Below are 25,942 nucleotides of genomic sequence, written 5' to 3' on the forward strand. Positions count from 1 at the left end.
GGAGACTCGATTTGAAGAGTTTCGCTCGGCTAAATTGTTGTGTGATGCACTTGAGGAAGAAGGTTTTACGGTAGAACGGGGAGTGGCTGGGCTTAAGACAGGTTTTATCGCTAGTTTCGGAGAAGGGAGTCCGGTCATTGGAGTGCTAGGTGAATATGATGCACTGGCAGGTCTCAGTCAAAAGGCGGGGAGTAAGTCATATGATCCGGTTTTACCGCAGGGGAATGGACATGGCTGCGGACATAATTTGCTTGGTGTAGGGTCTTTGGCTGCGGTGATCGCTATTAAAGATTACATGTGGGAGCATGATCTTTCAGGAACCGTTAAGTATTTTGGTTGTCCGGCTGAAGAAAGTGGTTATGGGAAAGCATTTATGGCTAGGGAGGGATTATTTGATTCGGTTGATGTTGCTTATTCCTGGCATCCTGGAACAGTGAATGCTGTTATGCACGCGACTTCAAATGCAGTCATTCATGCACACTTTAAGTTTAGAGGCCGTAGTGCCCATGCCGCGGCTGCTCCGCACCTGGGAAGAAGTGCATTGGATGCGGTGGAACTGATGAATATAGGTGTGAATTATATGCGTGAACATATGGTGGATGGAGCACGTGTTCATTATGCAGTCACTAACACTGGTGGTATTGCCCCAAATGTTGTACAAGAGGAAGCGGAAGTTACATATTTGATCAGAGCTCAGAATCCAAATCAAGTCCAAAACCTCTATCAAAGAGTGGTTGATATCGCCCGTGGGTCTGCTTTAATGACACAAACAAGGATGGAACATCAAATTGAAGGATCTTGCCATAATTTAATTCCTAACAGTACTTTGGAACGAGTTATGCATCATCATATGGAGAAATTAGGATTCCCTAAGGTCAATGATGAAGATATAGAATTTACTAAAGCGATGTATAGTTCTTTTACTGATAAAGAAAAAGAAACGGCCCATGCACAATTTAGCAAGCAACTTTCTTCACAGATGATTGAAAGGCCAATCGCTGATGATGTACTGCCTTATTCAGATAACTTAACATTTTTGGGGGGCTCCACTGATGTTGCCGATGTGAGTTGGAACGTTCCGACAGCGCAGTGCGTAACATCTACATGGGCGTTTGCTACACCTTTCCATACATGGCAAGTGGTAGCTCAAGGAAAGCAAAATTATGCACATCAAGCGATGCTCCTTGCAGGTAAATCCCTAGCCTGTACTGCTATTGAAACCATGCAAGATAAGGAGTTAATAGAAAAGGCAAGGGTCGAACTCCTGGAAAGGTTGGATGGAGAAACTTATGACTCTCTTCCTCCGGAGAATGTCCAGCCACCACGAAAGTCTTAAGAGGGTCATAAATAACAGCAATGGTCTGATGTAATATAGATTTTAAGGTTGACTGCACAGTATGCCCTTGTCCCACTGATAAATACTATGAATTGATGGATGTACCATGCAGGTTTGTGCTTGAAAAATGAATACAGAGAATGATAGAGGTGTACATGGTGTTGAGGATAACGGATGTCCCTTCAGAAAGAACTGATCGTGGGTAGTTTACTCGCGCTCAGTTCTTTTCTTATCACTAAAAAGAAGATACAAGGTATTTCCATTTTGGATCATATTCAGTGTTCAAACCCTTCCTATTATTTTTGTACTCATTTAGTGGTAGCTAGATCCGAAGACTTGAAAAGTGCCCTCTAATATTAATCTAAAACTCCTAATGATTTTTCTAAAAGGGTTATATAATACAATTTCTACTAATGAATGTTTCTACTATTCTGTTATTGACATTCATCCTGAAACCCCTTACAATACAAAGTAATCGATTACGTAAACGATTACTTAACTGATTAATAGTAGATTTGGAGGGAAATAATGAAAACTTTTACAAACAGCAAATATTGGTTTTCATCTGGCTATCTATTCCTGTTCTTCATCACATGGTCTATTTGGTGGTCTTTTTATGCCATATGGTTAAACAACACACTTGGGTTAACAGGTACGCAAGTGGGAACCGTTTATTCTTTTAACTCTTTTAGTGCACTACTATTTATGTTGCTTTATGGGATTATTCAAGACAAATTGGGTACCAAAAAGCATTTAATATGGTTCCAAAGTGTCGTTCTTGTTTTCATTGGACCATTTTTAATATACGTCTATGAACCATTATTGTTATCTAATTTTTATCTAGGAGCCGTTTTTGGAGCGATTTATTTAGGTGCTGGTTTTGTGGCAGGTGCTGGTTTCTTAGAATCCTATACGGAAAAGGTTAGCCGGAAATATGACTTTGAGTTTGGGAAAGCAAGAATGTGGGGATCTTTAGGTTATGCCGTGGCAGCATTTGGTGCGGGGACATTGTTGAGTATAAACCCACATATCAACTTTTGGCTTGCTTCGGTGGCTGGGATTGTTTTCTTTATATTGAACATTTTCTTTAAAGTAGAGGTCTCAGCGACAGAGGAAAAAGAGACAAGCGACCTCTCAAAAGAGGATTTAGCGACCATTTTAAAAAACAAGGTATTTTGGTTTTTACTTATCTACTTATTTGGAACGGTATGTGTTTATACGGTTTATGATCAGCAGTTATTCCCCGTCTATTTTGTGCAACAGTTTGCTGATCAAAATACAGGCAATCAAATTTATGGATACTTGAATTCTTTTCAAGTATTTGTGGAAGCGCTTTTCTTATTCATTGCTCCGTATATTGTCAAGAAGATTGGCGTTAAGCAGTCGTTAGTACTTGCAGGAAGTGTGATGGCTTTCCGTATTGTAGGGTCAGCTTATGTATCAAGTGCATTTGGGATTTCTTTTATGAAATTGCTGCATGCAGTAGAGCTTCCTATCCTTCTTATTGCTGTGTTTAAATATATCGCACTTAACTTTGATGCTAGATTATCAGCAACGGTATATTTGGTCGGGTTTAAAATTTCAAGTGAAATTGGTGTCATTCTTTTTTCATCACTTGTAGGTTATCTATATGATGTAACTACCTATGAAACTACCTTTTATATACTTGGATCCATTGTAGCTTTATTTGTTATTATGTCCTTTTTTACACTCAATAGGGATAACGAAACTCCCAGGGAATCACGAATGCCCTATCATCTAAATAAAGGAGAGAAGTTAAGTTGAATCATCATAAAAAAGAAATTGAAAAGGCAAACACCTTTGTAGAAAAAAAACTAAATGAATTAGAAGCGAGGAGTTTTCAACCTGTCTACCATTTTACAGCACCTGTTGGATGGCTTAATGATCCTAATGGGTTAATTCAACATCAAGGGACTTACCATTTATTTTATCAATTTCATCCATATTCTGAAGATTGGGGACCCATGCACTGGGGACATGCGACAAGTAAGGATCTCGTTAATTGGGATCATCAACCTGTAGCTTTAGCCCCTTCAGAAGATTATGACAAGGGGAAACCTGATGAAGGGTATGGCTGTTTTTCAGGTAGTGCAGTAGTTAAAGATGATCGACTGATTCTAATTTTTACAGGACATATTGATAGTAAGCAGCCGAAAGAAGTTCAATGCATCGCGACTACAGAGGATGGTACTCGTTTTGAAAAAAGTCCAGCCAACCCTGTCATCTCACAACCACCTGAGTCACTCAGTTCTGATTTTCGTGATCCAAAAGTATGGTTCCACGAGGGATTGTGGTATATGGTTGTTGGAACGAGTGAAGCAGGACGAGGTGGTGCAGCTTTATTCAAGTCGGAGGATTTAATGGGTTGGAGTTACTGTGGCCTAGTTGCCCAAAGTGATGGGAAATTAGGGGATATGTGGGAATGCCCGGATCTTTTTCCGATTCAAGAAAAGCATGCTTTAATCGTATCCCCGATGAATATGAATGACGGAAAAAATATTATCCTTGTTGGCGATATGAATTATGAACAACATCATTTTGTGAAAGATTATTTCGTTGAGGTGGATGAAGGTTTTGACTTTTACGCTGCTCAAACATTCTTAGATGAAAAAGGAAGGCGTATCCTAATAGCGTGGATGGATCAGTGGGGAACTGATTTCCCCACAAAGAAGGAGGGATGGGCAGGAGCTATGACAATTCCACGTGAAATCACGCTTAATGAGAAAGGAGAGGTACGTTTCCTCCCTGTTGAAGAATTGCAATTTATCCGGAACGAACATGAACGACATTCTGATGTGGTGGTATCTAACGATTTTACTCCTGACATGAAAGGACAGTCATTAGAGATTAAGGCAACCTTTGATCTATCCAACAGTAATAGTGATGCCTTTGGAATACATGTGCTGAAGTCAGAGGATGGGGAAGAATACACCGAAATAAAGTATTGTACGGATACCGGAGAGGTAATGGTTGACTTAAATAAAGCAGGGAAAGTCTCGGGTGTAGCTATCGCTAACATACAAAAACGTGAGGAGTTATCGCTTCATATTTACATCGATCGTTGTTCAGTCGAAGTATTTATTAATGATGGGGAAAAAGTGATTACCAATCGTGTCTATCCAGACAGCAAAAGTGACAGGGTTGAGGTTTTTGCAGATCAACCAACAAATCTTAATCAGTTTAATATCTGGAAGTTAGATAAATCATAAACAAAAAGTAGACAGTTTACTACGAACTGTCTACTTTTTTATGTTGAGTTTCTTTTGATTAGAGTTGGTTGTAATACGGTTTGAACAGGCTTTTTACCTATTGAGTGAATGCGGTCAAGGATTAAATTAGCAGCTTCTACTCCCATTTCGTAAGCAGGTTGATCGACCACAGTTAAGGATGGGGAAACAATTTGCGTCCACTCAAAATTGTCAAATGTTACGATCCCTATTTCTTCAGGGATAGAAATGCCATGCTCTGCTAAGTAGTGCACAATGCCGGTTGCAAGCACGTTGTTAGCTATGAAAACAGCATCCAAACCATGTTGGATAATTTGAGGGGCCATCTTATACCCACTTTTATATGTAGGCTTTCCAATGAAGATCATATCTTCAAGGTTTGGCACCTCCTGTTGTATGTGGCGAAATCCATCTAAGCGCTTTGTTGCTGTACTAATCGACAAATCTGCGCCTGCATACCCTATGCGACGATACCCCCTATTTTTAAGGTGCTTGATAGCCTGAATAGTCCCCTCATAGGAGTCAATAGATACAGAATCACCGGCGTATCCATTAGGGACACGATCGATGAGAACAAGTGGATGGTCTTCCATGAGGACATCCTTAAGTTTATGAAAATCATTGCAGGTGGTAGCAAGAATAATACCATCAGTGATTTGGTCATTTAGTAATTGCAGCTGTTCCATTTCAAGCTCCAAATCTTCTTTTGAGTTACTTACAATAACGTGATACCCATATTTTTTTAGGGTCTCCTCAATTCCTTCGGCAATAGACATAAAGAATGATTTTGAAGTATCTTCTTTATGTACAGGCATGATAAACCCTATCGTATACGTTTTTGTACTTCTTAAACTCCGAGCTGCATGATTAGGTCGATAATTTAGTTGTTGCATCGCATGAAGTACACGATCAGCTGTTTTCTCTGATACATACCTAGTCTTATTAATTACATGAGATACAGTAGCTGTGGAAACACCTGCTAGTTCAGCGACGTCTTTTATTTTAATATTGGACATTTAAATCACCACCTTCATTATACTACCAATTCATACTTTCTGAAATGAGTTTGGAGATACATTTAGCAGAAGGTTTAATAACAAAGTGATTCTAATAGGAGACAAGCGCCCTAATGTTGTAGAAAAGGAGCAGAAAATTGGGTAGATGAAGATAAGATTATAATTATGAACTGAATATCTTATACGACGTAATAGGGAGCGAGGACTATTAAATGGACCTCGTTAATGCTGTCTGGCCAAGGGTTATTATCTCGAAACTGAGTCTTAAAGAAATGGGCAGTATTCTGGAAGATTTGAATTCGAGATAATGCAGTTTTTAAAACTATGCTTAGTAATGTTTATTTTACGTAGTCATTGGAAAAAAGGATGCAAAAGTTGAAAAAGCAACGCAAATAAAAGCGTTGCTTTTTAATGACCATTGATTTTATCATAATAAGACGAATAACCTTGTGATTCATAAGAGTCGATTCATCATTCTCTAAAGATATTTTGACCTGTAAGGCACCTATTTTAACTTGATGGTCAGGGAACACCTTTTGAAGGATCTTCTTAATCGGCCTCATTTTCGCGCGCTTTTAGCTGCCCTGTCTCTTCTGCTTTCAACCAGTTATAGTATCCAGCCCGACTGACGCCTGGAACTTCATGGAAATGTTCAAAATTTTAGTGATATGCGCTTAAATGTTCATAATAAAAGGGATGTTCTTTTTACGTTAGTTAAAATGTTGAAAATTATAGAAATTAGAATTTCACAAACAGGAGGTAAATATTTTGGCTTCTATTAGTATGGACTTACTGACAATGAAAGTCATCATTGGTTTTTTTACACTCTTTTTCATTGTCATCTTAACAGGAAAAACAGCCATTTATCAGCTAACACCATTTCACTTAGTTTTTGTGCTATTGCTTGGGGGGTTTTTAGAAAATACTATTTATGAAGACGATATCGGAATTTTGTCTTTTTTATATGCTGTCGGTTTGTGGACATTGCTGATGTTGGGTGTAGAATTTCTTACTTTGAAAATAAAATCGACACGTTCTATTTTGGTAGGGAAACCTGCAATAATCATTCGAGATGGTATCATAGACCGAAATATAGCGAAAAAAAACAAATTAGATATCAATCAAATATTAAGCTTACTTCGACAAAATAATGTTTTCTCCGTACGTGAAGTCAAGTACGGCACACTCGAACCTAATGGTCAAATAAGCACACTGCTAAAATCTAAATACCAACAACCAGACAAGCAAGATCTCAACCTGCCAGAAAGCTTTGTAGATCTACCAATCAGCTTAATTATTGACGGTGAAGTTTTATGGGACAATTTAAGTGAGTGTGGATTTGATGAAGAGTGGCTAAATAATGAACTAACAGCTAATGGGTATAATGATAAAACCAAGATTTTCTATGCAGATTGGAGAAAAAGTGAGGGTATTCATATAAGTCCTAAATAACAACTCTTCCTGCTTATTTTAAATCATTAAGATCAGCTTTTAACTAAATCAACGACAATTTATCAGTCCCTCCATGTATAAAACAGTCAAGGCTCGCAAATGTTATAAAAAAAGGGAGGGATCCCATTGCAGTGGATTCTTTGGTTATACCTCATAAATACCATAGTTATGTTAATTATAGCAGTCCGCGAAGTCCGCAGACCAGCTAAGGCTTTAAACTGGCTGGCGATTTGTCTTATTTTACCAATTGTTGGATTTGTATTCTATATTAGTACAGTAGACCCCAAACGTATTCATAAAGAAAGGCTCTCATTTTCAAGTGATAACCTCGGTGAGCTGCATTCCTTTAGTCCATCAGCTTCACGCATCGCTTATGCATTACAGAAATTAAGTGTAAATGGACTGCATAGTGCTAAAATCCAAGTACTTATAAACGGGATTGAAACTTACAAACACATTTTCGAGTCTCTAAAAAATGCCCAAAAAACGATCGATCTTGAATATTACATTTACCGTGATGATCAAATAGGTAAGAGGATTACGGAATTATTAATCGAACGAGCAGAAGCTGGAGTGCAAGTTCGTTTTATAAGGGATGGCTGGGGAAGCAGGAAGTTTCCCCGCAATGAAATCAAGCGCATGATGAATGTTGGAATTGAATGCCGAACAATTTTTCCATTACGCTTTCCTTGGATAACGTCAAACTGGAATTATAGAGATCACTGCAAGATAATTACGATAGACAAAAAGGAAGCATTTACTGGTGGAATCAACATTGGATATGAGTATACGGGATTGAAGCCTGACGTAGGATTTTGGCGTGACACGCATGTACACATTTCAGGAGAAGCTTCAGCAGATTTACAGAGGATTTTTGATGTCCATTGGAACACCGCTGAAGTGGAAAAGAGCAAATTCAGGGATACAGAAACAAAAGGTACAAAAAACAAAATTTCCTCCGGCAAATCAATAGAGTGGACAACAGAAATGAGCACAGAATTTAACATCAAGGAGTTTGATACAGAATCGACTACAAAAGCACAAGAAGTTCATATGCATACCTTAGAAGGAAATCCAGGCATTCCAACTCCGGTTATCCGAGAAGCTTATTTCATTTGTATAACCCAAGCAGTCAAAACTATTGACATCACTACTCCTTATTTTATACCTGATGAGGATATTATTATGGCGATAAAAACGGCTGCGTTACGAGGTGTGCGTGTTAGGATAATAGTTCCAAACCGTGTGGACCAAATAGTAGTAGGAACTGCAAGCCGTACCTATTACGGAGAACTATTAGAAGCAGGCGTAAATATTTTCTTATATGAAAAAGGAATGCTGCATGCGAAGCAAATGGTCATTGACGGAGAGATAGTTGAAATAGGGGCTGCCAACTATGATATGAGAAGTTTCCGTTTAAATTACGAGACATGTCAATTTTATTATAGTAAAGACATGGCCAAGAAACTCACAGTGCAATTCGAACGTGATCTATCAGAGTCTAAAAAGTTAACAATAGAAGAAGTGAAACAGCGTTCTTTTTCCAAGCGCTTAGTGGAACAAAGCGCTCGCCTTATGTCTCCGCTGTTGTAGGATGTAAAAAAATATAGCTGAACTATTTATATGCTTTTTTATAAAACCTAACTTCTTATCTAGAGACAGTATAAAAGAGAGTATAAGAACTTGCCGATCCCATATAGTACCGGGGATTCTGTTAATTATATCTGCTTTTCTTTTGAGAGATAGTAATTAGATTACAGATGCGATATCGTTAATAGCTATTGCAATAGCGTTTGCTTGGCTTCTATTAATAAGGGAAGTAGTAAGTATCCTGCCTTCGGAATCGAGGAAGAGTGGTTAAGCTGAAATATATAGAGACAATATATTGCTTGCATAGTCTTATTAAAAGTGTAAACCCTTTTTCACATAAGAGGAGTTTATACTTTTTTTATGTATTTTGATACTTAGTCAAATTGATATCCTCATCCGAGCTTTTTTGGTGACTGGACTATGACTGGATACCGTTCTTAAACATTAATTCTTATTATCATTGGTAAACTGGCTTTCATAAGAAAAACGGATAAGGTGTTATATCATGGAATAAATAGGAAGTCATGATCCTTTTTCCTTTGTGCAAAATAACTATGGTAATAATGAAATGAAGGAGCGAGAGAAATGACTGTAATAAATGACGTGAAGACAACATTAGCAGGTCTAAAAAGTGCCCAGGCAAGTTTCGAAACGTTTGCGCTGGGGACAGAGAACCAGCAAGCGAAACAGCTGTATGAACAGTCCGCAAAAGACACACAAGAATTAATTACTAATTTAGAAGCCCGTGTCACTCAGATTGAAGGAGAAGAACCTCAATACAAACAACAATAATGGCGAACGGAAAAGGTTAGCTCATTACTGCTGACCTTTTCCTTTATTACCCGCATGACCAAGGGTGGTGAACTAGATATGAAAAGATTTTTAACCTTAATGCTTACAATAGTGGTACTGGCTGCTGGCTGTCAGGCGGGGAATGAAGCAAAAAAAAAGGATGAATCTTCGCAGACTGTCCAACTTTCTACTAATAAACAACCGGCTGATCAAAAACCTTCAAAACAAGCAGAGAAAGTTTTGCAAAAGAAAAACCACTTAAAAGACATTCAAGCTGTAAACGATGATAAAAAGATTTTAATTGCGGCTCAAATCCCACATAATGAGCGTTTTAAAATATCAAAGATAGAAAAGAAAATAACCAAGCAAGCCGAAAAACAATTTCCAGACCACGAGGTTACACTCTCTTTAGATCTGAAAATTCGTTTAGAAGTTAAAGAGTTGAAGCAGCAAATAAAGAACAAGGAAGTCAGTAAGAAGGAAGTCATAAAAGAAATCGATCGACTCATCAAGCTCTCTAAAAGAAATCAATAAAGCAGGTGTTCACATGTCCGATAATAAGAAAAAGAATCTGACTCCGGTCCAACAGGAGTATCAACAATTTCAAAGTGATCGTGAAGTCAAACGACCCATCCTAAAAAATTGTATAAAAGCTTTTTTAATTGGGGGATTGATTTGTTTAGTTGGACAATGCATTCAAACCTTTTTCATATATAACTTTAATTTCACCGAACAGACAGCTGGGGACCCTACCATAGCTGTAATGATATTTCTAACGATGCTTTTAACAGGATTTGGAGTTTATGATCGATTGGCTCAGTTCGCGGGAGCAGGGTCTGCTGTACCTGTTACAGGATTCGGTAATGCAGTCATTTCCGCCTGTATCGAACATCGCACCGAAGGAATGATCCTTGGAGTGGGCGGAAATATGTTTAAGCTGGCCGGCTCCGTTATCATGTCCGGGGTTTTTGCTGCTTTTGTTATCGCTTTGATTAAGACCATTCTAGTTGAGTGGGGTGGGCTATAATGCGGACATGGATCTTTAACAATAAGCCAGTGATCGTTTCCACGGGTACAGTGGGAGGGCCATTTGAAGCTAAAGGAAAAATTGCCGAAGATTTTGATTTCTTACATGAAGATCTTTGGCTTAAAGAAGATACGTACGAGAAAGCTCACAAAGTGATGTTGGAAGAAGCAGCCTTAAGAGCTACAGAAAAAGCTGGAATTACGAAAGAACATGTCCAGTTCTTCCTTGGGGGAGATTTGATCAATCAAATTACACCAACGAGTTTTTCAGCGAAAACTATAGGAGCTGCGTATCTTGGGTTATTCGGGGCCTGTTCCACATCAAAGGAGGGCCTGGCTTTAGCCGCCTTTCTTGTGAATCATGGAGGAGCTGACTGTGTGTTGACCGGATCATCCAGTCATAATGCTGCTGTCGAGAAACAGTTTCGTTACCCGACGGAGTACGGTGCTCAAAAACCGCCAACTTCGCAATGGACGGTAACCGGCGCAGGGGTATCGCTGCTCATGAATAAAGGAGAAGGCCCTAGAGTGACTTCGGCTACGATTGGAAAGGTCGTAGATATGGGATTGACAGATCCTTTTAATATGGGAGGCGCTATGGCTCCGGCAGCGGTAGATACTATTGAAACCCATTTGAAAGAACGCGATATTGATCCGTCCTATTATGACTTAATCGTCACAGGCGATCTAGGTCATATTGGTAGAGAATGTGCGCTCGATTTGTTTACTAAACATCATACGGAAGTAACAGCGGAACAGTTTCAGGACTGCGGATTAATGATTTACAGAGAAGGGCAGCCGGTGTTGGCAGGAGCCAGTGGTGCTGGTTGTTCTGCGGTTGTCGTTTATGGTCACTTATTAAATCGAATGAAAAAAGGAGAATTTAAACGGATGCTTGTCGTGGCGACGGGTGCCTTGTTGTCTCCGTTGACTTATCAACAAGGGGAAACGATACCGTGTATCGCCCACGCGGTTTCCATTGAATATGGAGGTGGGAAAGAATGATCTTTTTTTGGGCTTTCTTAATAGGCGGTATGATATGTGTCCTTGGACAAATTATGTTCGATGTGTTTAAACTGACGCCTGCCCACACCTTGAGTATATTAGTCGTTTCCGGGGCTGTATTAGATGGGTTCGGGTTATATGAGCCTCTCATTGCTTTTGCTGGAGCCGGCGCTACGATTCCTATTACAAGCTTTGGGAATGCATTAGTTCACGGTGCCATGAAAGATGCTGAGACTTACGGTGTTGTAGGCGTAATTACAGGGATGTTCGAAGTAACAAGTGCTGGTATCTCAGCCGCTATCATATTCGGCACAATCGCGGCTATCATCTTTAAACCAAAGGGATAAGGGAGGGAGATTATGACAGTAGGTGCTAACGTCAAACAATGTCTTGCGACGGTAAAAAGTATAGAAGCAGGCCTTTCCACTCTTGCCAGTAACTCGAGTGATGAAGAGGCAAAGCGTCTCTTTCATGAACAAATGATGGTGATGGGAGAAATTAAAAAAGACATCATGAAACGCGTTGGGGAATTAGAACGGGAAGAAGAGCAGTATAAAGGATTTTAAATTCAGGGAGTGATCAAGGTGCCAGATTGGCTGGATGTGGCCGTAAGAGGGGTCATTTTTTTAATCGTTTTATTTTTAATGACAAAACTATTAGGTAAAAAGCAACTGTCTGAGCTATCCTTTTTCGAATATGTGTCTGGGATTACCATCGGTAGTATCGCTTCCGAAGTAATTATTAATCTTGATAAAAAGATCTGGAACGGTATTATCGGGATTACCGCTTTTTCTGTCCTAATACTACTTATTGAAATTCTTTCCCTATATCGTAAACGGGTACGTGATCTTGTAGAAGGGTCAGGTACGGTAGTCATTAAGGATGGGAAAGTACTGGAAGAGAATTTAAAGAAAGAAAACTACTCCACAGATGAGCTGCTCCAATTATTGAGAGGGAAGGACATCTTTAATCTTTCGGAGGTAGAATATGCTGTCCTCGAACCAAACGGATCCGTAAGTGCCCTTCTTAAGAAAGATTATCGACCGGTGACGCGTAAGGACCTTGGTTTAACGAGTGTGAATGAAAAAGAACCTCAGACAGTGATCATGGATGGGGAAATCCTGGATGAAGCCCTGACCACCATTGGGAAAAACCGTGGCTGGTTACAGGCAGAGTTAGATAAGCAGAATGTTTCGATTGAAAATGTGTTCCTCGGCCAGGTCGATTCCTACGGATCCCTTTCCGTGGACTTATTTGATGACAAAATCGAAGTTTCCGAGTCGCAGGAGAGGCCATTGTTACTTGCCAATATGAAAAAATGCCAGGCTGATTTAGAATTGTTTGCCATAGCTACAGAATCTAAAACGGCTAAGAGTCTTTATACGGAGAATGCAAAGAAACTTGAGGAATCGATGCAAAAATTAACCCCTTATCTAAAGAATTAATAGGTTAGATGGTCTCTTTAGATAATCAGTCGTTCGCTTAATAGAGACGTTTAGAGGCCAGTATCAAGAAAGAAGTTAGAAAACACAATGACTTAGAGAGCGTGTTTTCTCGTGATGAAAGTAAAGAATCTGCAAAAGAACAAGAGAAGGAAGGATAAAGAAGAAGAGCAAGAACGAAAATCAATAACTTAAAGAATGATATAAACAGTACCCAAGAATCTAACAAAAGCATGAATAAACCGCCTTTACGGGCGGTTTATTTTTGTCCAAATAGCCTTTTAAGAATCCTTTCTTTTTCTCTTTTCTTGTGCAACTGCAATTAGTTTTTAAAGAGACCAGCTGTAAAAAAACAGCTGGTCCCTTTTGTGTGCCCGGCATGGGTATAAACTCTAGGGTTCAAGTCCCGAACGGCGAAGGTCGTTGTAGCCGCTAGTTAAAGGTAAGGGTGTCCTACAGGTGACCTTGAATTGAAGGAAGCCGGAGACAAACTTTCGTCCCGAGGAACACGAATCTCCTAGAGGGCTGTCTGTTTGGGATTTTGTGACTGGATTTTGACTGTATACTGTGCACATTCAAAGAGAACTTATTTTTAGGAATTGAATTTAAATTTGGAAGAAAAGTCCGCGTTAATAGGCTCATATTCTTTTCCTTTTATACTAGCAATTGAATAGGCGGCACGATGTGATAACGCCCTAACCCCTGATATGAGAGGGCTTTTCCACCTTACAAAAAGGTTTTGACTGGATTTTCCTCTGAAAAATGGGTCTTTCCGATTTGATCGAGAAAGCTATTTAACATCGAGAAAAGGAAGTGCACTATGAAATTAAAACATTATTTACGTAAGAAAACAAAGATTAGATTATATTTGCATATTTTAAAGACTATAAGCCTCGGTTTTTTGTAAATCCATCTCATTATTTGCGCAAATTTTACAAAAAATAATTGACTGCGTTTTCATAGAGTGTTAAATTCTGAATGTAAGCGATTAATTTTATTTATTTACGTAATAAAATAGTGAGGAGGTAAAAAATGAATGTTGGGTATATGACTAATGCATTCGGTCCTTTAGTAGGTTCGGGCGGCGGAGTAACTAGTATCAAAGACGTGCGTTATGAAACTTTGTGCAGGGATGTAGAAGTTTTTCAGAAAATACAGAGCCAGGGGTTCAACGGAGTGGAAATGTTCGATGGCAACCTGGATCAATTCGCAAGTCAGCCTAAAGAGCTTAAAGAACAACTTCAGGAAATGGGGCTTTCACTTTATGGGGTGTACGCTGGCGCAAATTTTATTTATGAAGATGCATGGCAGGACGAACTGTGGCGCATTCAGCGTACAGCCAGAATTGCTGCTGAAGCAGGAGCGAAGCATCTCGTGCTAGGTGGTGGTGCGGTTCGAGCTTCAGGTGAAGAGCCAAAAGACATCTCCCGTTTGGCAGAATCATTAGCTGAGGCAGAATCTATAGTGGGCCAGGAAGGATTGATTGCAAGTTATCATCCGCACTTAGGTTCAATGATTGAATCACCAGAACAAATTGATCAGCTTTTTTCTTACTCATCTATAGCGTTTTGTCCTGATCTTGCGCATCTAGCGGCAGGCGGCGGTGACCCATTAGAGATCATCAAAAAGTACAGAGACCGAATTCCCTATATCCATTTGAAAGACTGGGATGGGGAAGGGTTTGTACCGTTAGGGCATGGGAATATAGATCTGCACGGTATCATTGACTTTCTTGAGGCCCAATCGTATACAGGGGATTGGCTAGTAGAGATCGACGGTTATGCTGGGGATCCTCTAGAAGCATGTAAAGTATCCTATGAATTTCTAAAAAATACTTCATTAAATAAAAATATTAAATAGTAGATAAAGGAGAGGTATTGAAATGAAAAATTTAAAGATTGGTCTTATTGGTGCTGGATTTATGGGGAAGGCACATGTTGTAGGTTATTCTAACGTACCGAAGCTGTTTTGGCCTGCACCAGCTGTTCCAGAACTGAAAACTGTATGTGACATAGATGAGGAAACAGCAAAGGATGCCAAAGATCGTTTTGGTTTTAAGGAATGGACGACTGACTGGCATGACATTATTAATGACCCAGAAATTGATGCGGTCAGTATCTGTACCCCCAATGATTCACACGCGAAGATTTCTATAGCTGCTTTAGAAGCAGGAAAGCATGTCCTTTGTGAGAAGCCTATCTCAAACAATCCTGAAGACGCAAAAGCTATGGCAGACGCAGCGGCAAAAGTATCATCCGATGGTATTATCGCAATGTGTGCTTATCAATACCGCCGTGTACCGGCAGTTGTTCAAGCTAAAAAACTTATCGAAGATGGTTCTATTGGCGACATTCTCAATATTCGTACAACATATTTGCAAAGCTGGAGCGCAGATCCAGATTCACCTTTGTCCTGGAGATTTCAGAAAAAATATGCAGGAGCTGGGGCATTGGGGGATATTGGGACTCACGTTATAGATATAGCACAGTACTTAGCCGGAGATATTGAAGAGGTAGTATCAAACGTTAGAACCTTCATTAAGGAAAGACCTGTACAGGAGGGTGGAGCAGACCTGCTTGGAACTGTGAAAGTAGATCCTGACGCAGCAAAAGAACCGGTGGATGTAGATGATGAGGCATCGTTTCTTGTCAATTTTAAAAATGGAGCTGTTGGAAGTATAGAGGCTACACGGAATGCTTGGGGACGAAATAATTATATTACTGTAGAAGTGCATGGCACGAATGGTTCGATCCTATTCAATTACGAGCGCTTGAATGAACTCCAGGTAAGTTTCTCAGAAGACCCAGAGGACCGTCGAGGATTTAAAACGATTTATACAGGCCCTGCTCACTCTTATGGGGAAGTAACATGGAATATTCCTGGTATGAATATTGGATATGGTGAATTGAAAACAATTGAAAGCTACGATTTTTTGAAAGCGATTGCTGACAAAAAACAGCCTTCTACTTCATTTAATGAGGCTTATAAGGTGGACCAAGTATGTGAAGCTGTATTAGCTTCCGCGGAGTCGCGCAGATGGGAGAAGGTAAAATGATTTCTCCTATAACTCAAAGTATTTCACTTTGGATTATAAGGGAGGAAGGAATATGAGAACAAAGTTCTTTGCAGGGTTGTTTATATTATTCACACTTTTAATGACTGGGTGTGATGCACAAAAAGGCAGCGGTGACGAGATAGTCTCAGAAGATATAGAAATCGATGTTGCTTCAGAACCGATCCGGATTAACCCTGATATTCCGGAATCAAAGATATATAGCGAAGGACCTCAAGGAGAACAGGCAGTATCTGCTCATTCTCTTGAACTGAGTGTGGAGGAAGCGGAAGAGATCAGTGAAGGAGACTATACAGCAGCTATAGCGATGCATTATGCAGGAAATGACTGGTCCCGAGCACAGATTGATGGGTTAAAGCAGACTTTCGCAAAAATGGGAATTGAGGTCATCGCGGTTACAGATGGACAATTTAGCGTAGAAAAACAGGCCTCTGATATCGAAACACTGCTAGCAAGAGACCCGGATGTTCTCGTCAGTGTTCCGGTAGACCCAGTGTCCACGGCCAGTGCATACCGAAAGGCAGAAGAGGCTGGTGTTGAACTGGTATTTATGGACAATGTACCTAAAGGGTTTTCTCCTGGAGAAGATTATGTAAGCGTTGTCTCTGCGGATAACTATGGGAATGGTGTCATTGCTGCTCATAGCATGGCAGAGGAGCTTGGAGAAGAAGGAGAAATAGGAGTCATCTATCATGATGCTGACTATTTTGTAACTGAGCAGCGGGTAGAGGCTTTTGAAAAGACAATAAACGAAGAATATCCTGACATTAAAATTGCCGAACGTGAAGGGATAGGGGAGCCAGAAGACGGAGAACGAGTAGTCAACGCTATGTTAACGCGGAATGCTGATTTGGATGGATTATTCGTAGTATGGGACGTACCGGCAGAAGGAGCTTTGGCTGCTGCGCGTACGGCAGCTTTGGATGACCTGGTTATAACTACAATTGACCTCGGTTCAGGGGTAGCGCTTGATATGGCACGTGATCAAAATATTAAAGGTATCGGTGCACAGCTTCCCTATGACCAGGGAGTGGCAGAAGCTATTCTTGCTGGATATGCTCTATTGGATAAGGAAGCACCTCCTTATGTTGCTGTTCCGCCTCTAGAAGTAAATCGGAATAACCTGCTTGAATCGTGGGAGCTTGTGTATAACGAGGAAGTGCCACCAGAGATTCAAGGGGAAATGGAAAAAAAATGAGGGGGTTTTGATCATGAAAAAGCTAAAGGTAGGGATGATTGGCGGCGGGTTTATGGCTAAGGCTCATTCACTTGCTATGACAGCAGCACCTATGTTTTTTGATGATGGCATCATTCTAGAAACATATAAAATTGCAGATGTGTCACTGGAATCGGCGAAGGCGGCTGCTCACAAACTGGGGTTTACTTCTTATACGGATAGCTGGCAAGAGATCATAGACGATAAGGAGATAGATATTGTTGACATTGTCACCCCAAACCATCTGCATGAGGAAATGGCAGTAGCAGCGGCCGAAGCCGGAAAGCATATCATTTGTGAAAAGCCACTTGGTAGAAATTCTGAAGAAACAAGGCGAATGTTAGGGGCTGTAGAGAAAGCGGGAGTGAAACACCAGGTAGCTTTTAATTACAGGAAAACGCCAGCTGTTGCACTAGCAAAAAAATACATTGAAGATGGAGAGATTGGCCGTATTCTCTCTTTTCGCGGCACATATTTGCAGGATTGGTCCGCCAATCCTGACTCTCCACTTTCCTGGCGTTTCCAGGAGTCATCGGCCGGATCTGGTGCGCTAGGTGATATCGGGACCCACATTATTGATTTAGCGCATTATTTAGTAGCCGATATCGAACAGGTCATGGCGATGACAAAAACATGGGTTAAAGAGCGTCCCATTCAAGAGGGAGTTGCTGACTCTCTAGGAAAAATTAAAACTGATAGTTGTAAAAAAGGCCTAGTAGATGTAGATGATCAGTTGATCACACTGCTCCGTTTTGAAAATGGAGCAGTTGGAAGTTTGGAGGCCACAAGAAACGCCTGGGGTCGTCACAATTATTTGACTTTTGAAATTCACGGGGAAAAAGGCTCTCTTTATTTTAACTATGAAAGGAGAGACGAGCTGCAGGTTTGTTTTTCCGAAGATCCTGATGATCGTCGCGGTTATAAAACAATTTATACAGGAGCAGCCCATCCTTACGGAGATGGACTGTGGCCAATTCCAGGGTTAGGTATTGGCTATAGCGAAGTGAAAATGGTGGAGATGCACGATTTTCTTCAAGCTATCCAGCAGGATATATCCTGTCAACCATCTTTCTTAGAAGGACATAGAATCAGTGAAGTAAGCGATGCTATTCTTCGTTCTGCAGCTAACAATCAATGGGAAATTACAAAGTCTTTATCTATAAAATAAAAACTTTACTTGCTTACGCAAAGCAAAGGAGCTGTAAGTATGGGCAATACGATACTCCGAATGAAGGAAATTGAAAAAGGATTTAATGGTAACACAGTTCTCGATAAAGTGAATTTTAATGTCAAAGCCGGAGAAGTCCATGCCTTGATGGGCGGAAACGGGGCTGGGAAATCTACGTTAATGAAGATTTTAACTGGGGTTTATCAGCTTGATAATGGAACGATTGAAATAGAGGATTCAAAAGTGAATTTGGAAAACACTCGCGACGCTCAACAGGCTGGCGTATCCATGATTTTTCAGGAATTCAGCCTTATTCCTAAATTGACCGTCGCTCAGAATATTTTTCTACATCGAGAGCCACGCACATCTTTGGGAATGATCGACGATAAAAAAATGGTTAAGGACAGCCAGCGCATTATTGACGATATGGGGCTCTCTATTTCACCGAAAGATTTAGTAGAAAACCTTAGTGTTGGATATTGGCAGATGACAGAAATTGCAAAAGCACTCTCCATAAACACAAAAATATTAATTATGGATGAGCCAACCTCTACTTTGACAAAAACAGAGACAGAAGTGCTATTCTCTCTGATTCATCAGCTAAAACAATCTGGAATCACTATTATATATATTTCCCACCGTATGGATGAGATCTTTCAAGTATGTGATCGAATTACCGTTCTAAGAAATGGAACAAATGTCATAACGACCCCCTGCTCGGAAATAACAATGGAAGAATTGATTGATCATATCATCGGAGGCAACATGGTCAAATCCTTTGAGTGGGTAGAGAGACCGAAAAAAGAAGACCGAAAACCGTTGCTAGAAGTGAAAAATCTACAATCTGGTTCCCGTGTGAAAAATGTCAGTTTTTCTCTACATGGTGGTGAAATTCTAGGTTTGGCAGGGTTGATGGGTAGTGGAAGGTCTGAAACAGTTCGTGCCATTTTTGGAGTGGACCCAGTAAGTGGAGGAGAAGTGAATGTCCGTGGTGAAAGAGATTCCTTTTCTTCTCCTAAGGAGGCCATTCAAAAAGGGGTGGGACTCGTACCGGAAGACCGTCGTTCGCAGGGACTGGTGCTCGGTCATTCCGTAAGAGAAAATATGATTCTTTCCAGTCTGGACAAACTCTCAAAGAACAAAGTCTTGCAGAATCAGCAGGCAAACAAGAAAGTAGAAGAACTGGTAAAAAAACTAAATGTGAAAACAGATAGTACACAAAAGACGGTTTCTCTTCTTTCCGGGGGAAATCAGCAAAAGGTAGTACTGGCTAAATGGTTGTTGAACGAAACAGAAATTTTACTGTTAGATGAACCTACGAGTGGAGTCGACATTGGGGCAAAAATAGAAATTATTGAAATTATCCGTGAGCTTGCAGATGCAGGGAAAGCTGTATTGGTCGTTTCTTCTGAAATGACAGAGTTATTGGCCATGAGTGACAGGGTTTTGATTATGAAAGATGGAGAGGTTACCAGTTCAATAGAAAGAAAAGATATTAAAGGTGAGGAGGATGTTGAACGTGCCATCCAAGGTGAAGGGTAAATTGATAAATTTTGATTGGAGACAATATATAGTATACATCGCCTTCGTTCTTGTTTTAATTTATTTTTCGATTACGTTGGCAGAGCAAGGGTTTATGACTACTCATAATCTGCTGAATATCGCACGTCAAACCGCCATGATTTCTATTATGGGTGTTGCGATGACTTTTGTTATCTCATCTAAAGAGATTGATCTTTCCGTTGGTTCCGTTGCAGCTTTATCTGCTATAACTACTGCCCTGACGATGCAGGCAGGTTTAGGAATGATATCCGGTGTATTAGTAGGATTAGGTACAGGGCTGGCAATCGGGTTTGTAAACGGATATCTAGTTACACGAGTAGCTATTCCGAGTTTTCTTGTTACGCTTGCAATGATGATGATCGCTCGAGGATTAGCTATGTGGGTGTCAGGCACTGCTCCTATTCCTATATTGAGTGATAGCTATATTTTCCTTTTTGGTTCTGGAAGTGTGTTAGGTGTTCCCATTCTGCTAATTTGGACGCTAATAATTGCAGCAATAGGGCATATTATTTTACGTAAATTTACCTTTGGGCGAGAAACGCTTGCTACCGGTGGGAATGAAATGGCTGCAACTTACTCGGGAATTAAAACCAATAGGATTAAGATGACAGTCTTTATGGCTTCTGGGATGATGGCGGGTCTGGCAGGCATGTTATACGCAGGACGTCTGCAGGCTGGACGTTTTACCTTCGGTGAAGGAGATGAATTGTCTGTAATAGCTGCTGTTATTCTCGGTGGAACTAGTCTATTTGGTGGAGTAGGTACAGTAATAGGAACCGTCATTGGCTCCATCATGATAGGGACTATTAACAACGCGCTGATACTACAAGGACTTGACGTTAGTCAGCAAATGGTTGTCCAGGGCATTATAATTATTTTAGCTGTAGCGTTTGGCCGAAAGAAAAAGAAGGCATAACAACGGAGGGGAAGTAGGAATGAAAGTTGGCGTATTTACTGTTTTGTATCAGGATCAGCCTCTTGATGAAGTTCTTGATCGACTTCAAATTCTTGGCGTTCAAGCAGTAGAATTAGGAACAGGGAATTATCCAGGAAGGAATCATTGTGACCCGAAGGAATTACTCGGCAAGCCTGATAAAATACAAGAACTTAAAATGAAAATTCAGGATCGGGGAATGACGATTAGCGGTCTAAGTTGCCAGGGAAACCCGCTCCATCCACAGAGCGAAATTGCTCATGGCCATCATCAAACATGGGAGGATACAGTCCGTTTAGCAGAGCAGTTGGAGGTAGAGGTTGTAAACTGTTTTTCTGGTTGTCCAGGAGACAGCCTTAACGCTCGCGTACCTAATTGGGTAACGTGCGCATGGCCTCCGGAGTATCTTGAGTTACGTAAGTGGCAGTGGGAGGAACTCGTCGTCCCTTATTGGAAAGAACAGTCCAGCTTTGCATATCAGCATGGAATAGAAAAAATTGCTATAGAGATGCATCCTGGATTTGTTGTTTATAATCCGGAAACGATGATTGAGTTGCGCCAGCGAGCGGGAGAGAACATTGGCGCAAATATAGACCCCAGTCACCTTATATGGCAGGGAATTGATCCAGTTGAAGCAATAAAGTATTTAGGGAAGCATGAAGCCATCTATCATTTTCATGCTAAAGACACTTATTTGGACAGTCGTAATATTGAAGTGAACGGGGTACTTGACTCCAAGCATATAGCAGGTTTTTAGAAAGAGCTTGGAGTTTTCGTTCCATAGGATACGGTCAATCTGTGAAGCGATGGAAGGACATATTCAGCGCGCTAAAGGCAGTAGGCTTTGATGAGGTAATTTCTATTGAGCACGAAGATATGCTTGCATCTACAGAGGAAGGATTGGGAAAAGCAGTCCGAACGGTGCAGGAAGCCATTCTAGCAGAGAAACCGGTCACTATGTGGTGGGCATGATTTTTTACGTAAAAAGACATTGAAAAGTTGAATTTACTCCCAACCGGGTTCATACTAAACGTGGCAGGATTTCAAACGAACCGGTTATTCTATATAAAAAGGTAATATATAGTGGAAGGGAGAATCAGTTATGGCAAACATCCAAGACATAGCAAAAATGGCAGGTGTTTCAGTTGCTACAGTTTCTCACGTAGTAAACCGAACGAGGTATGTTAGTCCTGAAACGGTGCAAAGGGTAGAAGAGGTCATAGACTCTTTAGAGGAATTGCCGAATTTTATCGTAAAAAAAAGAGGAGCAAGTCATAAAGATAAAAAGCAGCAGATCCTCGTGTTTTCTACAGACATTTTTCATCCCTTTCAGGCTGATATTATTCAGGCATTGCAGGAGAAGACGTCTGATAATAGTGAATTGCACATCGTGCATGTACAAACAGAAGATTTATTACAAACGTTGAGCAGTTATTCACTAGCCAATCCAAGACTAAATAAAGGAAAAGTGCTACTGTTGGATCGACCATTGGGTAGATCACTTAAAATTCATCCATCGTTGAAACCAAGCCCGACAGTCATTGTAAGTGAAAACGCGCTTGGCTTTACGGAGATTGAGACAAATGAATCCTATACAATTATATCTGATAACTATAAAGGAGCTTATGATTCAGTAAAACATTTGGTAAATCATGGGCATGCAAAAATCGCACTGGTGCATGACAGTTTTAAACAGGATGGAGTGCCTGACGATATTCTAAAGGGGTACAAAAGTGCACTAAAGGACTGTGATATTTCTTTAAATAAGGAATATATAATAGAATCATCCGCAGTCGAAAATATTCATGAGATTCTTTCTAAAAGAGAGCCACCCACTGCATTGATTATTACTAATGAAACTGCGCTCCTTCAAGTACTTACTTTTTTAAACAGCCGGAATTTGCAATGTCCAGATGATCTTTCCATCCTTTGTTTTAACGATCGGCGTTGGTTTAAATTATTTAACCCAGCATTAACTGCTGTAAGACCAGACGTAGGGCAAATCAGCGACAAAATTCTTTCTTATATCAGGAATGATACATCACAGGAAAAGGAACCATCTTATGTTCCAGTAAAGATACAGCTGCGCCAATCTACATCCGGCATTGCACGCGGTCCATTTGGAGAAAAGGCTGCATCCGTAGATTCGATTCAAATAACTGAACAGGAAGTTGCAGCAGTCCGCAGTAAAAAGCCTACGGCAGTGATTTCCTTCCATTATACAGGAGCTGCTTGGATGCACCTTCATGAAAGAGGAATGCGTCATCTGTTTAAAGAATTGGGAATTTCACTCCTTGCTGTAACAGACGCACATTTTGATCCTGAAATGCAGATTAAGCAACTTGAAGGTTTAATGGCACTTGATCCAGATATAGTGATTGCTATTCCCGCTGAAAATAATAAAACTTCGGAAATTTTTAAAAAGATTGGAGAGAGTAGGGCGAAGCTCATATTAATTACAAATGTTCCTCATGGAATGGAGCAGCAAGATTATATCAGCTGTGTTTCTGTGAATGAGTGGTCACACGGGCGACTGGCCGGCAGTGGACTTGGTAGTACAATGAGGGAGGAGGGCCTTACACGAATCGGAATGTTATCGTTTGACTCTGATTTTTATGCAACCAATCAGCGTGATACAGCGGCTTACCAAATTCTCGTTGAAGAATATCCAGACCTAGAGGTTGTGGGAGAAGAGCAATTTAAAGATGAGAGTGAAGTCATTGATAAAACAAAAAAACTCATTCAGGAATATCCTGCCATAGAGGGTATATATGTTTCATGGGAAGGGCCAGCCACTAAAGTGCTTGAGGCTTTAAAAGAATTAGACAGGGAGGATATTCTAATCGGTACTGCTGATTTAGATTATGAATTGGCATTAAATATGGCTAAGGGAAAAAATATTAAAAAAATTAGTGCCCAGCTGCCATATGATCAAGGGAGGGCACTAGCTCTTGCAGCTGCCAATGCGGTTCTCGATAAATATGTTCCAAAATTTATCGGCGTTGAACCAGTGGAAGTAACGCAGAAGAACCTTTTAAAAATGTGGGAACGTATTTTTCATGAGAGTGCTTCAAAAGAAATTGTAGAGGCGGTAAAAGCAAACCCATATTACCTTCCTACAAAAATATAAAGAGGATAAGGAAATGGTCAAGTAGTTACTGTTGAGGTAGAAATTTAAGTCAATTTAGTGTAACACCACAAGAATTCCAATTGAAGATTACCTGGTCAAGGCAAATTCGAAAAAATCACTTGAAATTTTCGAATTATCCTAGTGGACTTTATCCGGGTTATCTTAGGATTCTCCTACAATAGCCTAAGCCGGGATAACCAGAGGGGATTTATCAATGGTAGAAGAGAGTATGACTCAGGTATTAGTATTTTCCACGGTAATTCACACTGAATTTTAACCCTGCTTGAGAAGAACAGGTATGCGGAAGAAGCTGGCGAGGAAACCCCCTCTCCCCGTGGAAGGCCAAGAAAATTGTATCGTATTTTATTGTAGCAGGATGATTTAGATCATCCTGTTTTTATTTTTGGGAGAAAGATTCTGAAAATTCAGTTTACAAAAAATATTCGTGCCTCTATTATTAAGGTCATAACCGAAATTAAGCCGTAAATAACGAAGCGTTCCTATTGTTTGAAAGTGAGGGGATACGAATTTTGGTCGCGTGACGAAAAGGGTTCTTAAGCTGAGTCAATATACACTTACACATATACGAAGGTATATCTAGTCATGTTGAAGTCTCCCGGAAACGGAATTTGGGGGGAATAGCAATTTATTACCAGGGGTCAGTCAGCAAAATAATCCAATTCCCAAGGGGGGGGGCGAGGTTATTTTTTACTAGTTGCAACATCTTAAAAGTACTTTTTATACAAGCGCATTACAGGAGAATACTGGAGGTCGGAGAAATCATGCTGAATCACTATAAGTAATTGTTATTTGAGATCGAGGAACAGGCTTTGTTCATTCTCCCAATTTTCTTTGGGTGGCAACGTTATAAAACATAGGGTGAACTCTCTAGTTACAGGTCGCATAAGGACCAAAAATTAGGAGTCAAAATTAAAGAGGAGGGGAAAAGTTGGCGGATAAACAATTTCACCTTTGGAAGGATTGGCGTTTGCATCTGATTGTATTAGGAATTGTTTTCATTACCGAGTCGATTGGAACCCACAAAATTCCTGTGGGTTCAGCGGTTATTCTGTTATTACCCATGCTTTATGCGATGGTTATTGGGGTTGGGCTTTATTTCACACCTGTCGTAAAAGAAAAACAATCAAAAAATGCAGAAACGCTTGTTTTCTTGGCAGTGAGTTTGCTGGTTGCCAAATTTAGTTTGGGTATTGGGCCATCGTTTGTTCAAATCATTGAGGCTGGCCCTGCCTTGCTCCTTCAGGAAATCGGGAACTTAGGAACCATTTTTCTGGCGTTGCCTGTAGCTGTCGCATTAGGGATGAAGCGAGAAAGTATTGGAATGACCCATTCTACAGGTAGGGAAGGAAATCTCGCCTTAATTATGGATTACTATGGCTTCAACTCTCCTGAAGGGCGGGGTGTAATGGCTATGTACATCTTTGGAACCGTATTCGGGGCTGTTTTTTTAGGGTTAATTGCCGGAGTACTGGCATCCGTTACCCCCATCCACCCCTTAGCTCTTGCTATGGCCTCAGGTGTCGGCAGCGGAAGTATGATGGCGGCTTCAAGTGGTTCCTTGGTGTCATTATTTCCAGAGATGGAACAAGATATCATGGCATTTGCAGCTGCAAGTAATCTAATTTCAATATCTACAGGTTTATATGTGAGTATCTTTATCGGGCTTCCGATGACAGAAAAGCTGTACACGTTTTTTTCAAAAATGAAAGGCTCAAAAGCTAAATCGAACGTTAACGATGTGGGGGCTTAGCTAATGTTAAAAAAGATTGAAGAATGGGTGTTTGTTCTAATTATTGTAGGTGGCATTACGTTAGTGGGGAATTGGGTGGGCTATGATGTCTTGCCGTTGACGGCTGTACCTGGGATGATTGTAATGCTTCTTATCTGTGTTACTGGTCTGTTGGCTCGAGAAATTTTGCCGTTTAAAATG

21 protein-coding genes and 1 pseudogene are annotated in these 25,942 nt (G+C 40.4%); 21 read left to right on the forward strand and 1 reads right to left on the reverse strand.

All coding sequences use genetic code 11. The features are described from left to right. From BLW54_RS19845 to BLW54_RS19855, 3 genes are all read left to right on the forward strand, one after another. On the forward strand, positions 1-1,336 hold a 1,336-nt coding region (locus tag BLW54_RS19845; RefSeq protein WP_074736453.1), incomplete at its 5' end, for a M20 family metallopeptidase. A gap of 528 nt (positions 1,337-1,864) precedes the next feature. Beyond that, positions 1,865-3,121: an MFS transporter gene (locus BLW54_RS19850; protein WP_074736455.1), complete on the forward strand. Its 1,257-nt coding sequence runs from the start codon at positions 1,865-1,867 to the stop codon at positions 3,119-3,121. Continuing rightward, positions 3,118-4,566 (forward strand): glycoside hydrolase family 32 protein, encoded by a 1,449-nt coding sequence (locus BLW54_RS19855; protein ID WP_074736458.1) that lies wholly within the window; start codon positions 3,118-3,120, stop codon positions 4,564-4,566. Before BLW54_RS19850 ends, BLW54_RS19855 begins: the two co-directional genes overlap by 4 nt. Before the next feature lie 38 nt (positions 4,567-4,604). Here BLW54_RS19855 and BLW54_RS19860 read toward each other — a convergent pair whose 3' ends face one another. Then, complete coding sequence (locus BLW54_RS19860) at positions 4,605-5,600, reverse strand: LacI family DNA-binding transcriptional regulator (RefSeq protein WP_074736460.1); 996 nt, start codon at positions 5,598-5,600, stop codon at positions 4,605-4,607. A gap of 768 nt (positions 5,601-6,368) precedes the next feature. Between BLW54_RS19860 and BLW54_RS19870 the strand changes: the two genes are divergently transcribed. The 18 genes and pseudogenes from BLW54_RS19870 to BLW54_RS19955 all read left to right on the forward strand — a co-directional run bounded on the left by BLW54_RS19870 (position 6,369) and on the right by BLW54_RS19955 (position 25,762). Next, complete coding sequence (locus BLW54_RS19870; protein WP_139254230.1) at positions 6,369-7,052, forward strand: DUF421 domain-containing protein; 684 nt, start codon at positions 6,369-6,371, stop codon at positions 7,050-7,052. A gap of 126 nt (positions 7,053-7,178) precedes the next feature. Next, positions 7,179-8,645: a phospholipase D-like domain-containing protein gene (locus BLW54_RS19875; RefSeq protein WP_074736464.1), complete on the forward strand. Its 1,467-nt coding sequence runs from the start codon at positions 7,179-7,181 to the stop codon at positions 8,643-8,645. Between the two features lie 582 nt (positions 8,646-9,227). After that, positions 9,228-9,434: a DUF1657 domain-containing protein gene (locus BLW54_RS19880; RefSeq protein WP_074736466.1), complete on the forward strand. Its 207-nt coding sequence runs from the start codon at positions 9,228-9,230 to the stop codon at positions 9,432-9,434. 78 nt (positions 9,435-9,512) lie between these two features. After that, on the forward strand, positions 9,513-9,968 hold the full coding sequence (locus BLW54_RS19885; RefSeq protein ID WP_074736468.1) for a YhcN/YlaJ family sporulation lipoprotein: 456 nt from the start codon (positions 9,513-9,515) through the stop codon (positions 9,966-9,968). 13 nt (positions 9,969-9,981) lie between these two features. Next, positions 9,982-10,461: a stage V sporulation protein AC gene (gene spoVAC, locus BLW54_RS19890; protein WP_074736470.1), complete on the forward strand. Its 480-nt coding sequence runs from the start codon at positions 9,982-9,984 to the stop codon at positions 10,459-10,461. Continuing rightward, positions 10,461-11,465: a stage V sporulation protein AD gene (gene spoVAD / locus BLW54_RS19895; RefSeq protein ID WP_074736473.1), complete on the forward strand. Its 1,005-nt coding sequence runs from the start codon at positions 10,461-10,463 to the stop codon at positions 11,463-11,465. The genes spoVAC and spoVAD overlap by 1 nt, the downstream gene beginning before the upstream one ends. Further along, a complete protein-coding gene (gene spoVAE / locus BLW54_RS19900) occupies positions 11,462-11,812 on the forward strand; it encodes a stage V sporulation protein AE (protein WP_074736475.1) in 351 nt (116 codons plus the stop codon). The genes spoVAD and spoVAE overlap by 4 nt, the downstream gene beginning before the upstream one ends. 12 nt (positions 11,813-11,824) lie before the next feature. Next, positions 11,825-12,031 carry a DUF1657 domain-containing protein gene (locus BLW54_RS19905; RefSeq protein ID WP_074736477.1) on the forward strand — a complete coding sequence of 69 codons (207 nt, stop codon included), beginning with the start codon at positions 11,825-11,827 and terminating at the stop codon, positions 12,029-12,031. An 18-nt stretch (positions 12,032-12,049) separates the two neighbouring features. Then, positions 12,050-12,910, forward strand: coding sequence for a DUF421 domain-containing protein (locus BLW54_RS19910; RefSeq protein ID WP_074736479.1), 861 nt, complete (start codon positions 12,050-12,052; stop codon positions 12,908-12,910). A 1,029-nt stretch (positions 12,911-13,939) separates the two neighbouring features. Beyond that, entirely contained in the window at positions 13,940-14,767 is an 828-nt protein-coding gene (locus BLW54_RS19915) for a sugar phosphate isomerase/epimerase family protein (RefSeq protein WP_074736481.1), read from the forward strand. A 22-nt stretch (positions 14,768-14,789) separates the two neighbouring features. Further along, entirely contained in the window at positions 14,790-15,962 is a 1,173-nt protein-coding gene (locus BLW54_RS19920; protein ID WP_074736483.1) for a Gfo/Idh/MocA family protein, read from the forward strand. 52 nt (positions 15,963-16,014) lie between these two features. After that, positions 16,015-17,178, forward strand: a complete 1,164-nt coding sequence (locus tag BLW54_RS19925) for a substrate-binding domain-containing protein (protein ID WP_074736485.1) — start codon at positions 16,015-16,017, stop codon at positions 17,176-17,178. A 13-nt stretch (positions 17,179-17,191) separates the two neighbouring features. Next, on the forward strand, positions 17,192-18,364 hold the full coding sequence (locus tag BLW54_RS19930) for a Gfo/Idh/MocA family protein (RefSeq protein WP_074736487.1): 1,173 nt from the start codon (positions 17,192-17,194) through the stop codon (positions 18,362-18,364). Positions 18,365-18,403: 39 nt separating this feature from the next. Continuing rightward, positions 18,404-19,906 (forward strand): sugar ABC transporter ATP-binding protein, encoded by a 1,503-nt coding sequence (locus BLW54_RS19935; RefSeq protein ID WP_074736489.1) that lies wholly within the window; start codon positions 18,404-18,406, stop codon positions 19,904-19,906. 94 nt (positions 19,907-20,000) lie between these two features. Further along, complete coding sequence (locus tag BLW54_RS19940; RefSeq protein WP_341853323.1) at positions 20,001-20,843, forward strand: ABC transporter permease; 843 nt, start codon at positions 20,001-20,003, stop codon at positions 20,841-20,843. 19 nt (positions 20,844-20,862) lie between these two features. Beyond that, positions 20,863-21,833 (forward strand): annotated as a pseudogene (locus BLW54_RS19945) (sugar phosphate isomerase/epimerase family protein). A 130-nt stretch (positions 21,834-21,963) separates the two neighbouring features. Continuing rightward, positions 21,964-23,991: a LacI family DNA-binding transcriptional regulator gene (locus tag BLW54_RS19950; protein ID WP_074736493.1), complete on the forward strand. Its 2,028-nt coding sequence runs from the start codon at positions 21,964-21,966 to the stop codon at positions 23,989-23,991. 949 nt (positions 23,992-24,940) lie between these two features. After that, entirely contained in the window at positions 24,941-25,762 is an 822-nt protein-coding gene (locus BLW54_RS19955) for a DUF3100 domain-containing protein (RefSeq protein ID WP_074736495.1), read from the forward strand. Positions 25,763-25,942 lie beyond the last annotated feature (180 nt).

This window comes from Halobacillus karajensis, assembly GCF_900108515.1.
Taxonomy (GTDB): Bacteria; Bacillota; Bacilli; order Bacillales; family Halobacillaceae; genus Halobacillus; species Halobacillus karajensis.